Here is a 13,504-nt window from a genome sequence, read left to right on the forward strand (position 1 = left end):
GTCTGAAAAACGGTAATACGGAGCCTGGTCTGGAAATCAAAAAAAGAAAGTAAGAACGGATCACGCGGTTTCGATATTATCTGCTTCCTGTAAACCGAGCGTTTTAATCGAGGTTTCCCGCATCCGGAATTTCTGGATCTTACCGGTAACCCCCATGGGAAAGTCATTAACGAACATCACATGCCGTGGGATCTTGAAATGAGCAATCTTTCCCTTGCAGAAATCTTTTACTTCCTGGTCGGTCATGGTCTGGTCGGGTTTCATCTTCACCCATGCGCAGAGCTCTTCGCCATATTTGACATCCGGTACGCCCACTACGTATACATCAGCGATCTTGTCGTGGTGGTGCAGGTATTCCTCAATCTCACGAGGGTAGATGTTTTCACCGCCACGGATGACCATGTCCTTTAACCGCCCGACTATCCTGAAATAGCCTTCCTCATCCATAGTGCCAAGATCACCGGTATGGTTCCAGTGATCCTTGTCAAGGGTGGCATGGGTAGCAGAGGGATTGTTGTAATAACACTTCATGACACAGTAACCCCGGGCGCAAATTTCTCCAATCTCTCCGACAGGCACAATCTTGCCGGTCTTGGAATCCACAATCTTGAGTTCGGTATGCGGAAATGAACGCCCTACCGTGGACACGCGACGCTCAACCGGATCTTTTGTGGTCGTCATAGTGACACCGGGGCTGGTTTCGGTCTGCCCGTATACGATGACTATCTCGCTCATATGCATCATCGTGTTGACCTGTTTCATGACCTCTATGGGGCAGGGAGACCCGGCCATAATACCGGTGCGGAGGGTTCGCATATTGTATCTGGCAAAGTTCGGGTGGGTAAGCTCTGCGATAAACATCGTCGGGACCCCGTGGACTGCAGTGCAGTGCTCTTTTTCTATCGTTTTTAAGACCTCTTCTGCCTCAAACGTAGGAGCGGGCAGTACCATTGTTGATCCGTGGGTTACGCAGGCAAGGTTCGAGAGGACCATGCCGAAACAGTGGTAGAAAGGGACGGGAATGCAGAGCCGGTCTTTTTCGGTAAAGCCCATGCCCTCTCCGATGATATAGCCGTTGTTGAGGATACCGTGATGGGTGAGGACAACGCCTTTGGGAAATCCGGTGGTTCCGCTCGTGTACTGGATATTGATCGCGTCATCGAACGTGAGCACTTCACCCCGCTCGATGAGTTCATCCATCGTGATCTCATCGGCCTTTTTTAAGAGATCGTCCCATGTGTACATACCGTTATAGGGGATGTCGCCAAGGAAGACTGCATTTTTTAAGAACGGGAATTTTTCACTGGAGATCTTGCCGGGTTTGGATTCGAATGCTTCCGGGCATGCCTCGTAGAACATCCCAACGTAATCGGAGGTCTTGAACCGGCCCTGGATAATGAGTGTCTGGATCTCTGCCTGCTTGAGCACGTATTCGAGTTCATACGTGCGGTACGCCGGGTTTATGTTGACCATGATCGCCCCGATCTTTGCTGTAGCGAACTGCACAACTACCCATTCCGCGTAGTTCATAGCCCATATTCCGACGCGATCACCTTTCTCAACCCCAAGTCCCATGAGGCTTCGGGCAATTTGGTTTACCTGTTCAATAAACTCGCGGTATGTCCAGCGGATATCCTGGTGGACAGATACAACCGCTTCGGTATCCGGATATTTTGCCGCAATACTGTCAACCATCTCACCGATTGTCATTCCCAGTAAAGGAACTGTCGATGTCCCGCTTGCATAGCTCCCCTCGACCATTATTAAAATATGAGGCAGGAATGGCATATATTGATACTGATTTTATGCGGTGCGTGGTGCAGAATCATAAAAAAGTGGTGCACCCTGGATATCCTCTCAACAATTTTGGGGTAATATTCCGGAATACCCTGTCATTTTTTTGATAACTGCGATATGGTCAGAACTTTTTGACAGGGATGACCCTTTTATAAAAAGAGAAAGCAGATAACCAAACTCTTAAGTTTGTATACTGCGAATTTATTGAGTCAGCGGCAGGAAATTCCTGTACGCGGATTGTATGGGGTTGTGGCCTAGCCCGGAATGGCGACGGGCTCCAGCGGTCTTTGCGTTCTTTGTGCTCGCAGATGATGAACAATGGGTCTACTGATGAAAAGATGATGACCCGTTGGAGCACTGATGCATGTCGGAGAGACCCGTCGATCGTGAGTTCAAATCTCACCAACCCCACATTTTCTTATTATCTCTTAAACCGGCAGTTTGCAGATCACGATAACAAACCGGAAACGGTTTTTTAGTTCTCGCTATAGGACACTTCTTATATTCTGTTGTTCGGGCCAGGCATATCGGAACCGGTTGATCACTTGAAGAAGATCTCCTCACTAATCAGACTTATGTCCATGGCGCCCGATCAGCTATAAGCGTTTAAAATGCGATCTCCCTTGTATGAATCCTGAACTGCATCTGGTAGATGCCTTTACCGGTACCCCGTTCCGCGGAAACACTGCGGCGGTATGCATCATGGACGGGCCGGCCGATCCCGCCTGGATGCAGCAGGTCGCCGGGGAGATGAAACATTCCGAGACTGCGTTCCTGCATCCCGGTCAGGACGGCTGGAACCTGCAGTGGTTTACCCCGGAACGAGAGGTGGATCTCTGCGGCCACGCAACGCTTGCTGCAGCTTTCACCCTGTGGACAACCGGTCGCGAGAACCCGGAATCAGCGATCGCGTTTGAGACGCGATCGGGAACGCTCACTGCCCAAAAGGACGGGGACTGGATAACCATTGATTTTCCTGCCGAGCCGGTCATTTCCGAATCATCGGTCCCCGGCCTTGACCGGGCACTGGGTGTCACCCCGGTCTTTGTGGGGAGGAACCTGTTTGATATCCTTGTTGAGCTCCCGTCAGCGGCAGATCTCTGTACCCTTGAACCCGATATGGCAGCTCTCGCGGCGATTCCGACGCGGGGTATCATTGTAACTGCGGTCTCCGATCTCCCGCATTTTGATTTCATGTCCCGGTTCTTCGCACCTGCTGTCGGGGTCCCGGAAGATCCGGTCACCGGCTCAGCCCACTGCTGTCTCGGGCCGTACTGGGGAGAAAAACTCAAAAAAACAGAACTTGACGGATTCCAGTGCTCGGCACGGGGCGGGACCGTGAGGGTCACCCTGCATGGCGACCGGGTCCTCCTCGGGGGACATGCAGTCCACATATCATCCGGCAAACTGCTTGTATGACCGGCACCAACGGGCGTGTTCCCGGGGCTGGTCTTTACCGATGATAAATAATAGGTCTGCTGATAAAAAATGATGAGCCGTTGGAGCACTGATGCAGGTCGGAGAAAAAAGTCTATCGAATGTTCAAATCTCACCAACCCCCCATTTTCTCTGCAATCCTTATACGGTGATATTACCTGAATGCAGGAGTTGGCCCTTTTGTATTACGTTAATTCCAAAGTTCCTGTAATGGGAAAAATGGATTGAAATTTTCCTGCACGTTACCGTTTTACACGTTTCTTTGCGGGATCTTTAGCTGCTGTGCCTGGCACAGTGGTTTTACTCTTCGCCTTCGTTGCCTCTTCGACTCCTTCAAGCGCAGCCGGCAGGCATTCGAGCACGGTGACCAGCCCGGTCAGGTGCAGGTTCATCACAACCGATCCTATGATCTCATCTCTTGTCGCACCTGCCTGATATGCCATTATCGCGTGGAATTTCACGCCACGGGAGTTCTTTGTCGAGGTCTGGATTGCGATATTGATCAGCTGTTTTGTTTTTAAGTCAAGACCTTTTAACGATCGCTGTACTTCAACCAAATTGTTGAATCGTTCGGCAAGCTCGGGGCATTCCTTCTGGAAGATCTCGTAGGGGTTTTTCTCTGTCATGTTCATCAGCTTCAGATTTTGCATAGAGCAGATGATGTAATATAATTTTCATAACCCGGCGTTGCTTGTGCTATTTCTCACATTGAAAGGGCATGCAGTTGTATATCTTGTAGGGATCACTCTGGGCAAAGTGGTTGCTACCCCTCATTGTTTCCGCTTCCCTCATAAGCAGCTTAAACCCGGGGAGGCGTTTTAGGCAAAGGGTGTCGCTCTATCACCTATTCTCTCCATGTTACCCTGAATAGGGGGTCCTGGAGGTCACCCCCAATTAATTGTACCCATGCGCCCCCCATCATCATCGTATCCCCCCCAAAAATACTCCCTTATCCCCAGCCCGGCCGTTTCGTCATTCCCTCATTGAGAGGAATTCCGGATCAAAGGTAAGTGCATAGCGGAAAATAATCGCAGACGTTTTACGCAAATGACTCTGCATAGCGTCGGGAAATCAGCAAAGTCTGGTTTTTAATGAACACTCCACAAGCGAAGGGTGATCGTGATTATTGCCCAATGGAATTACCTGATATGGTTGCATGGATAACCGGAATATATGACAAAAAAATCAGGTATCCTCTACAGCCTGGCTCTCTTCAAACAGCGATATACCCGGGGGACTTCATGGACCCAGATACTCCTGAACTTCGGGATCATCACTGCCAACGCCAAACTGTTCGAAGACTTCTTCTTAATCCACTTAGGGCTGACAATTCCCATGGTTATCGCACTCTCGATCCCCTTCTATGTCATCTTCTGCTACATCCTCGGGCATGTCGATGAAAAGAGCGGGTTCTGGCAGATCGAAAACGATCTTGGGTACCGGGTCACTCCGTTATCTGATGAGATGCTCCAGACCATACGGGAAATTAAAAAGAAACTTGACTGAACCGTCGGGCAGTGAAATAGCATATTCCCATTTTTCCGATAATACGCAGTACTGAAGATAATGGACAGCACTTCTCAAAATATTTACGATTATTATCATTTATTGCCAGAATGCCGGACTATTCCTGATCGGAATTCCAAAGACCACGTTTTGGGATCAACAACGGATTCTTTGTTTTTTTAAATTATCCCCACTCCCCCGCAAAGATATCCTTAAACTCCTCCCTTACCAACATCATCCCGGAGAAACCCCATGGAAAAAATAACTATCGGCCCGATGCCGTACATGAGTGTCATGCCCACCCTGCTTGTGGGTGCAAACGTGAAGGGAAAAGCGAATTATATGACCGCTGCATGGGCAACCGTCGCCTGCATGGCCCCGCCAATGGTCTGCGTCGCGATCAACAAAGCCCGTTACACGGCAAAGGGAATCGAGGAGAACAAGACCTTCAGCCTGAACGTACCCCCTGCAAAACATGCGATCGAGACCGACCATTGTGGTCTCGTTTCCGGTGCGCTGGAGGACAAATCGAACGTTTTCAAGTCTTTCTACGGCAAGCTGAAGACCGCACCCTTAGCGGAAGAATGCCCGGTCAACATCGAGTGCAGATTATTCAAGTCTGTCGACTGCGGCAGTCACCTGCTGCATATTGGAGAGGTCGTAGAGATCCACGTAGACAAGGCCTGTGTCGTTGACGGCAAGCCGGACACCGCGAAGGTTGACCCGATCGTGTACGCACAGGCAACCTACTGGCAGGTCGGGAAACAGATCGATAAGGCATTCTCTGTAGGAAAGAAATACCTTAAGAAGTAAGATCCGGATTTTGTTTTGGGCACTTGATTTGATATATTTATCATCACTCAGCGTCACATATTAAGAGGATTAAGGAGAGTTCCATGTATTTAGTCGGAGAAGCACTTGTTGGCGATGGCGCGGAAATTGCGCACATCGATCTGCTGATGGGCGATAAGGAAGGCCCGATAGGTACTGCGTTTGCAAATGCGATCTCGCAGCTTTCAGCCGGGCACACCCCGCTGCTTGCGGTCGTTCGCCCGAACCTGCTCACAAAACCGGTCACGCTCGTCATCCCGAAGGTAACCTTAAAGGATATGGCACAGGTGAACGAGATGTTCGGTCCTGTGCAGGCAGCGGTAGCAAAGGCCGTTGCAGACTGTGTTGAAGAAGGACTGTTTAGCAGTATTGACCTTGAGAAGGTTGCAATCCTTGCATCCGTGTTTGTTCACCCGGACGCCAAGGACTACAACCGGCTTTACCGGTATAACTACGGTGCGACAAAGCTTGCACTCAACCGTGCTCTCGCAGCATTCCCGGATGCAAAGACGCTGGTGTACGAAAAGGATCGTGCCGCACATGCGATTATGGGATTCAAGGTACAGCGCCTCTGGGATGCACCCTACCTGCAGGTCGCAATGGACCTTGTGGACATGGGCAAGGTTGCACAGGTATTAAAGGAACTCCCGGATAATGACCACCTCATCATCGAGGCAGGTACCCCGCTTATCAAGAAGTTCGGCCTTGGTGTCATTTCCGAGATCCGCAAGCTCCGCCCCAATGCATTCATTATCGCGGACTTAAAGATCCTTGACACCGGGAACCTCGAAGCCCGCATGGCAGCTGATGCAACCGCAGACGCTGTTGTGGTCTCGGGTCTTGCACCCGCATCAACCATGGAGAAGGCCATTGCCGAAGCCCGCAAGGTTGGCATCTACTCGATCGTGGATATGCTCAATGTGCAAAACCCGGCAAAGGTCATTGCGAGCCTGAAAGTCAAGCCCGATATCGTGGAACTCCACCGTGCAATTGACACTGACGACGCAGCTCATGCATGGGGCGACATCCCTGCAATCAAGAAGGCAGCCGGTGGAAAGCTTCTTGTTGCAACCGCTGGCGGCGTCCGGGTCAATGTAGTGAAAGATGCGCTCAAGGCAGGTGCAGATATCCTTGTGGTAGGCCGCGCAATTACCGCAAGCAAAGACATCGGTCATGCGGCAGATGAGTTTTTAGAACAGCTGAACCGCGAAGAGATCGACCAGTTCCGTATCATGACGGATTTTTAAAATTACTTTTTTTATCAATGAATTCTGATGTTTTTCTTTAAATGCCGGGTGCTTTGGTAATTTTCATGTAGGTATTGTATTTTCCCGGGGTGTGCCGTATTGATTGAAAAGCAGTATGTTATTCGCTAACTTTTAACAAGGCAAACCCTTTTAATGTTTTTACACCTATGACCTTGGTATAACGTAAATATTATAAATCATGTCGCCAATTCCCCGGATCCTTATTGTTGATGATGACAGTGTTATCATCCATCTCATCACCCTGATGCTGCAAAAAAAAGGCTACAACATTGTGGGAAAAATTTCTTCCGGTGAGGAAGCGGTTTTAAAATCCGCAGATCTGAACCCGGATCTTGTTATCATGGATATCCGTTTATCCGGAAAGATGGACGGGGTAACAGCTGCCCGGTATATTTTCCAGCTCTTTTCGTTCCCCATCATTTTTATAACCGGTATTGATGAAGAACAACTTCTCGAACATGCCCGTTGCTCACAACCCTACGGGATTATCTTCAAACCGTTTAGGGATATTGAGCTGAAAACCAATGTAGATCTCGCCCTCTACAACCACAGTATGCGGAAGAGATCTCTTGATGTTTATCCAATAGGAGAACCGGATAAGATCATGGGGGTTAATGAAGTTACTATTGTCATGGACCCCAAAGGCAGGATTATCTTTTTCAATCCCTATACAGCCTGGTATATCGATCTTCCGGAATCAGAGATCCTGATGAGCTACTGGAGAGATGTCCTGATGCTCATCAATGACCAGTCCGGTGAGGAATTAAAGGATCCGATCTATGAAGTAGCCCAGCAAAGTGGAGTGGTTATGTACGATACCAATACTGCCGTTGTTACAAAATCCGGCAAGCGCCGGAAGGCCGGTGTTTTGGTACAGCCTATCAAGGATGATTGTGGGAAGATACTTGCTGTCTCCATGAAAATCAAAGAAATAAAAGGCAGATGAATTTCCTCTGGATGTGTAGATAATCATGTCGGTGGTAAGTTGTGGAAACGCAAGGTATCACCCTACCCCTCTCGCCTTTAATGCCTTTCTCCATTCATTTCAGTGACCGGAAACAGATCGCAGAACCTATCGTATATGGGTGCCAACCGCTCTGTAATGAATAGTGATCCGTTTCCGGTTATCCTCGTCCATGGATGGAACAGCCATCCCGGGATCTGGAACCGTCTCGTTCCCCGGCTTTCTGACGTCTCGATCCCCTTCTGGAAATTCGACCACACCGGCATGAACGGAGCGGATATATCAGAGCTGGCAGCAGCACTGGGAGTCTCTGTTGAGAATATGCGGGACGAGAGTGGGTATGCCGGACCTGTCGACATTGTCTGTCACTCGGTCGGTACCTGCATCGCCCGGTTCCTTCTCGAAGTGATGGACGGGACTGCGCAGCGCCAGAAGGTCAGGCAGCTGATTGGTCTTGGACCGCCCAACAATGGTTCAGCGCTTGCAGAGCTGTTCCATGATCCGCTGATGGGAGGGGAAATCATCAACCGGCTCACCGGTGTTTTTGTTCCACCGGGTTTTGATCCTGCTGCCGATCCGATCGTACAGGACGTCCGCCCCACCAGCCGGGCCATGCAGGCACTCCGTTCAGCAGGAATCCGCCGGGATATCACCTACCGGATCATCGTGACAGCAAATCCCGAAGGCATGCCTGCTTTCTTCCCATTGTTTGAGGGAAAGACCTGGGATCTCAATAGTAACGGTGGCTGGCAGCAGCATTGGGATGGGGATGGGATTGTCCCGCATAGCGAATCCCGTCTCCCGGGAATCTCTCTTGATATCCTGCCATTGGGTCTGGATGGTACTGCCCGGTTGCCTCCTCCCGACCAGTACTGCCACATCAACCTGCCGAAAAACCCGGTTGTTATCGAACGGATCATGCAGTACCTGACACGTCCAGGTCCATGATGGGGTAAGCCCCGGGGAAATGGGGTTTGTTATCGGACTTCCCGCATCAGAGACAAAGGAGTGGCTGATTGATTGATAACGGGCCGGAATCAGGCACAAAGAATGTATTTGTAGTAATTAAAAGAAAGAACACGTATTTGTCGGGTAAGCCACTATGGACATAACACTCTTTGATGCAATCCGCAAAAGGCCTTATGTCCTTCCTGTCCTGATCCTCGTAAGTACCGCAGCTGCGCTGGTTTTAAACTGGTACGGGCTTATCTACGGGATTACCTACGTCCTGCCTCATCTTCTCTATATTCCAATCATTCTCTGTGCGTATTACTATCCCCGTCGCGGGATAGTATTCGCATCAGTACTCTCAGTCATCTACTGTGTCCTTGTCTTTTTTATGACTCCAGCATCATTTGATGTAATCGTGTCAGCATGTGCACGATGTATCGTCTTTGTGGGAATCTCTGCGGTAATATCTTACATAAGCGGACATGTGCACGACGATCTCCATGTCTGTCTCCGGCTTGTCTCCGTTGTTGAATCATCTCGCGATGCGATTGTTGGCACCTCCCTGCATGGCATAATCACCGACTGGAATAAAAGTGCTGAAGGACTGTATGGATATTCCGCACAGGAAGCTATCGGAAAACCGGTTACGCTGATCGTCCCCATGGACAAATCAGCTGAAATTACTACCCTTCTTGACAAAATCCGAACCGGAGAACCCATAGACCGATATGAAACTGAACGGGTGACTAAAGACGGGCGTCGTCTCCAGATCTCACTCTCACTCTCCCCGATAAAAAACCATTACGGGGAGATCATCGGGGCATCCTACATTTCCCATGATATTACTGATCAAAAACGACTCCTGGATGCTGTCCAGAATGCAAAAGACGATTGGGAACGTACGTTTGATGCTGTTCCTGATATGATTGCTCTCATTGACCGGAACTACCGCATCCTTCGTGCAAATCGTTCTATGGCAGAACGTGTCGGATTATCTCCCGAAGAGATGATCGGGAAAGCCTGTTTCGAGACAGTGCATAAAACACATGGACCTTTAAAAGCTTGTCCGCACACCCTGCTCATCCGTGACGGAGAAAGTCACATGCAGGAAATCCACGACGATGCACTCGGTGGCGATTTTCAGGTTACGGTGTCACCGTTTATGGGAGTATCCGGTGAGGTGATGGGAAGTGTCCATGTTATTCATGATATCACTGAGCGCAAGAGGGCAGAAGAGGCACTCCATGAGAATGAAACACTTCTGCGTGAAGCCCAGAAGGTTGCTCATATCGGGAGCTGGACTCTGGATCCCAAAACCGGTCTGGAAAACTGGTCGGATGAGCTTCTCAGGATTTACGGGTTCGAACCCGGGGACGTCGTACCTTCATTTTCTGAACATGAGTCAATGATCCATCCAGATGACTGGTCAATACTCAATGCGACAATACATAAATCACTTGCAACCGGGCAGGATTACGAGATGGAAGTCAGGCTCACCCGAAAAGACGGGCAGGTTCGTACGATGTTATCCCGCGGCCATATCCAGCGGGGAAAAAACCATGAGATTATCCGGCTTATCGGGACTTCTCAGGATATTACCGAACGTAAAATCACGGAAAATGCACTGCGGCTTGCAAACAATAAACTGACTATGCTCTCATCCATCACCCGGCACGATATCTTAAACAAACTCACCGGGCTGAGAATGTACCTTGAACTCTCGAAAGAGAGCGTGAAAGACCCGGTCTTCCTTGAATATATCACAAAGGAGATTGATGCTGCAGGAGCGATTGAGCGGCAGATCGAATTCACGCGATTTTACGAGAGTATTGGGGTGAATGCCCCGCAATGGCAGGATGTAGCCGAGCGGATACGTTCCGCTGCATCGCAACTCCCTCTGGAGGAGATCACATTTGATATCCTGCTGCCTCCTGTCCAGGTATATGCCGATGCGCTCATCGAAAAAGTGTTCTATAACCTGATTGAAAATTCACTTCGCCATGGAGGCGGTGTTACTTGTATATCGTTCTCTTTTGAAGAGATGCAAAATGGTGCAGTGATCACGTACCGGGATGACGGTGCTGGCATCTCACGTACGGATAAGGACAAACTGTTCCGGCGCGGTTTTGGCAAACATACCGGTCTTGGTCTTTTCCTGTCACGGGAAATTCTCTCCATCACCGGAATCACGATAACAGAAAACGGTGAGCAAGGAAAAGGCGTTTGTTTTGAGATACATGTACCAAAAGTAAGTTACCGGGTTACTTTAACCTGATCGGTACTGCGATACGGTCAGTCCTTAATATCAATATATGAGCGGTGATTCTGGCACGAACCCCGGCCCTTTTTTAGGCATGTGCCCGTTTCCCGGATAACAAATACTATTGCCAATAACCCGCAATCATCTGATAACGATCGTAATGCAGTAATTTTATAAAAGATCGGGAAAATAGAACCCGTTTAAGATCTGCCCCTCCATTGACAAAGAAGCAGCAGCCTGATAGTTATGGTGCCCGGAATATCTCCTTTCAAAAGTATGAGTGTCCGTGAGAAAATTCTCATCATTTTTTTATCCCTCTCGCTTATCTCTCTGATCATTACCGGTCTGGTGGCATTTGTCACCATCAGCGATATCGGGCATTATGCGGAACAGAGCAGTTCGGCACTCGGTATGGAAGCGATAAAAGACAGCACGGTCGCTCTCCAGCAGGAGGCAGAGAGTAACCTGATGAGGATCGCAGAGGATCAGGCCGGGATCACCCAACTATCATTCGATGACACTGCCGCCGAAATAGAGATCCTTGCGGCGCAGGCAGTATCCCTGCAGAATAATCCCCCGTTCCAACCGGTCATTCCCTCATTTACAAGTAACTCTCCGCCAAACGATCCGATGAACGCCACCATTGTCATCCTTGCACCCGGATCCTCGGCAACTCCTCAGTCTGATGAATACCGCACTCTCGCGGGAATGGACGATCAGCTCAAAGCGATGTATGTCGCTGATGCGGAGCTCAGCAGTACCTATGTTGCCACCGATTCCGGCATCATGCGCATCTATCCCTGGAATAATCAAAACCCCGTGGATTATGATCCCCGGGTCCGGGACTGGTTTATCAATGCAAAAAAATCGCCAGGGAACGTCTGGTCCGGGCCGTATGTGGATTCATCCGGTGGTGGCCTGGTCGTTACCTGCTCGCATGCCGTTCCCACAAAGTATGGTACATGGGTGATCGCGTCAGATGTTACCACCAATACCATCAACCAGAATATCCTCAACCTGACATTAGATGGCAGTGGTTATGCAATACTGGTGGACAGTAACGGAAAAATGATCAGCCGCCCGGGTCTTTCTGCGGGGGACACGACCTGGAACGAGGCATTTACCACAGAGAATGTGTTTGACAACCCAAATCCTGCATTGGTCAAAATCGGGCAGAAAATGGTGGCCGGGGAGTCCGGAGTCGACCATGTATGGTTTGACAACAATGAGATCTATGTCGCGTATGCCCCGGTAAAATCCTTAAACTGGAGTTTTGCCATCTCGATGCCGGCCTCTCGTATCGTTGCACCGGTTAAAATCACAGAAGGCAAAATCATAAATTCTACCCGGATTTCAAGTGAACATATCGACGCCCAGACTACCCGGGTCCTGCAAATATTCGCCGGGCTGTTTTTCATTCTTCTCATCATCGTTATCCTGCTCTCATTCCTGCTCGCGAGGATCATCACCCGGCCCGTGGAGTTGCTCAGGCAGGGTACGGTAGCGCTCGGTAAAGGGGATCTCGACTATCATCTCACTATTGAAACCGGAGATGAATTCGAAGAACTTGCCCATTCATTTAACTCGATGGCAAAAGATCTTAAAAAGAATATTGAAGATCTCCGTCGCACCACCGCAGAGAAAGAACGCTATGCCAAAGAGATGGAGATTGCAAAAGAGATCCAGGATAACTTCCTGCCGGAATTTACTCCTGCAATTCCCGGCATCGAAGTTGCTGCCACCACGCTTCCGGCCATGGAGATCGGTGGCGATCTCTATGACTTCCTGCCAGTACCGAAAGAACGCTGGGGGCTTGCGATTGCAGATGTTTCGGGTAAAGGAGTCAGTGCTGCCCTGTTCATGGCTCTCTGCAGTACGTTGATTCGTGTGAGTGGCAGTACTGAAACAGATCCGTCTGTTGTCCTGGAGCATGCGAACCAGATGATATACGCAGATGGGCGATCGAGCATGTTTATCACCATCTTTTACGGTGTGCTGGATCCTGCAAACCGGAAATTTACGTATGTAAATGCCGGGCATAATCCCCCCGTACTTGTACGGGGCGATCCTCCAAATGTCCGGACACTTGAAGAAGGCAGGTGTATTGCTCTCGGTGTGGTTCCTGAAGTGAATCTGACTTGTGCTGAACTGGTGCTGGAACCCGGCGATCTTATAGTCATGTATACTGATGGTGTAACCGAGGCGTTCAATCCGCAGGATGAAGAATTCGGTGAAGAGCGGCTGATGGAGTATCTGCAAAAACATCGGAATTATCCGGTTCAGGAGATCATTGACGGGCTTATCGATGAGGTCAGAAGGTTCTGTGGCATCAGACCCCAGTCCGATGACATCACGCTGGTTGTAGTGAGAGTTCTGTGAAGAGTAAATGGGTCTTTTAAAAACCTTTTATTCTGCCCGTTTTCTCGTGCATGAAATTAAAACCCGTATCCTGATGATATTAAAAATCGGGCGGGAAAAAATCCCGCGGCA

Annotated in this window: 10 protein-coding genes and 1 tRNA gene; 9 read left to right on the forward strand and 2 right to left on the reverse strand. The window is 49.5% G+C overall.

The window, feature by feature from the left end:
• Positions 1 to 60 precede the first annotated feature (60 nt).
• A complete protein-coding gene (locus WC593_05820; GenBank protein ID MFA4824659.1) occupies positions 61 to 1,761 on the reverse strand; it encodes an AMP-binding protein in 1,701 nt (566 codons plus the stop codon).
• A gap of 279 nt (positions 1,762 to 2,040) precedes the next feature.
• On the opposite strand from WC593_05820, the gene WC593_05825 reads away from it, so the two are divergent.
• A tRNA-Trp gene (locus tag WC593_05825) sits at positions 2,041 to 2,208 on the forward strand.
• A gap of 216 nt (positions 2,209 to 2,424) precedes the next feature.
• On the forward strand, positions 2,425 to 3,216 hold the full coding sequence (locus WC593_05830; GenBank protein MFA4824660.1) for a PhzF family phenazine biosynthesis protein: 792 nt from the start codon (positions 2,425 to 2,427) through the stop codon (positions 3,214 to 3,216).
• Between the two features lie 260 nt (positions 3,217 to 3,476).
• Here WC593_05830 and WC593_05835 read toward each other — a convergent pair whose 3' ends face one another.
• Positions 3,477 to 3,860, reverse strand: a complete 384-nt coding sequence (locus tag WC593_05835) for a carboxymuconolactone decarboxylase family protein (protein MFA4824661.1) — start codon at positions 3,858 to 3,860, stop codon at positions 3,477 to 3,479.
• 547 nt (positions 3,861 to 4,407) lie between these two features.
• Here WC593_05835 and WC593_05840 point away from each other — a divergent pair.
• The 7 genes from WC593_05840 (at position 4,408) to WC593_05870 (ending at position 13,393) form a co-directional block, all read left to right on the forward strand.
• Complete coding sequence (locus WC593_05840) at positions 4,408 to 4,740, forward strand: hypothetical protein (GenBank protein MFA4824662.1); 333 nt, start codon at positions 4,408 to 4,410, stop codon at positions 4,738 to 4,740.
• Positions 4,741 to 4,992: 252 nt separating this feature from the next.
• Positions 4,993 to 5,553, forward strand: a complete 561-nt coding sequence (locus WC593_05845; GenBank protein ID MFA4824663.1) for a flavin reductase family protein — start codon at positions 4,993 to 4,995, stop codon at positions 5,551 to 5,553.
• A gap of 83 nt (positions 5,554 to 5,636) precedes the next feature.
• Complete coding sequence (locus WC593_05850; GenBank protein ID MFA4824664.1) at positions 5,637 to 6,818, forward strand: bifunctional 5,6,7,8-tetrahydromethanopterin hydro-lyase/3-hexulose-6-phosphate synthase; 1,182 nt, start codon at positions 5,637 to 5,639, stop codon at positions 6,816 to 6,818.
• Between the two features lie 199 nt (positions 6,819 to 7,017).
• Entirely contained in the window at positions 7,018 to 7,785 is a 768-nt protein-coding gene (locus tag WC593_05855; protein MFA4824665.1) for a response regulator, read from the forward strand.
• Positions 7,786 to 7,941: 156 nt separating this feature from the next.
• Positions 7,942 to 8,751 carry an alpha/beta fold hydrolase gene (locus tag WC593_05860; GenBank protein ID MFA4824666.1) on the forward strand — a complete coding sequence of 270 codons (810 nt, stop codon included), beginning with the start codon at positions 7,942 to 7,944 and terminating at the stop codon, positions 8,749 to 8,751.
• Between the two features lie 154 nt (positions 8,752 to 8,905).
• A complete protein-coding gene (locus WC593_05865) occupies positions 8,906 to 11,029 on the forward strand; it encodes a PAS domain S-box protein (protein MFA4824667.1) in 2,124 nt (707 codons plus the stop codon).
• Positions 11,030 to 11,290: 261 nt separating this feature from the next.
• A complete protein-coding gene (locus WC593_05870) occupies positions 11,291 to 13,393 on the forward strand; it encodes a SpoIIE family protein phosphatase (GenBank protein ID MFA4824668.1) in 2,103 nt (700 codons plus the stop codon).
• Positions 13,394 to 13,504: the final 111 nt, after the last annotated feature.

The organism is Methanoregula sp. (assembly GCA_041645435.1).
Lineage (GTDB): Archaea > Halobacteriota > Methanomicrobia > Methanomicrobiales > Methanospirillaceae > Methanoregula.

What these genes read in the sequence shown, in the direction of transcription:
- WC593_05820 (MFA4824659.1), bottom strand. Translation starts at nt 1,761, where the DNA reads ATGGTCGAGGGGAGCTATGCAAGCGGGACATCGACAGTTCCTTTACTG.
- WC593_05830 (MFA4824660.1), top strand. Translation starts at nt 2,425, where the DNA reads ATGAATCCTGAACTGCATCTGGTAGATGCCTTTACCGGTACCCCGTTC.
- WC593_05835 (MFA4824661.1), bottom strand. Translation starts at nt 3,860, where the DNA reads ATGACAGAGAAAAACCCCTACGAGATCTTCCAGAAGGAATGCCCCGAG.
- WC593_05840 (MFA4824662.1), top strand. Translation starts at nt 4,408, where the DNA reads ATGACAAAAAAATCAGGTATCCTCTACAGCCTGGCTCTCTTCAAACAG.
- WC593_05845 (MFA4824663.1), top strand. Translation starts at nt 4,993, where the DNA reads ATGGAAAAAATAACTATCGGCCCGATGCCGTACATGAGTGTCATGCCC.
- WC593_05850 (MFA4824664.1), top strand. Translation starts at nt 5,637, where the DNA reads ATGTATTTAGTCGGAGAAGCACTTGTTGGCGATGGCGCGGAAATTGCG.
- WC593_05855 (MFA4824665.1), top strand. Translation starts at nt 7,018, where the DNA reads ATGTCGCCAATTCCCCGGATCCTTATTGTTGATGATGACAGTGTTATC.
- WC593_05860 (MFA4824666.1), top strand. Translation starts at nt 7,942, where the DNA reads ATGAATAGTGATCCGTTTCCGGTTATCCTCGTCCATGGATGGAACAGC.
- WC593_05865 (MFA4824667.1), top strand. Translation starts at nt 8,906, where the DNA reads ATGGACATAACACTCTTTGATGCAATCCGCAAAAGGCCTTATGTCCTT.
- WC593_05870 (MFA4824668.1), top strand. Translation starts at nt 11,291, where the DNA reads ATGAGTGTCCGTGAGAAAATTCTCATCATTTTTTTATCCCTCTCGCTT.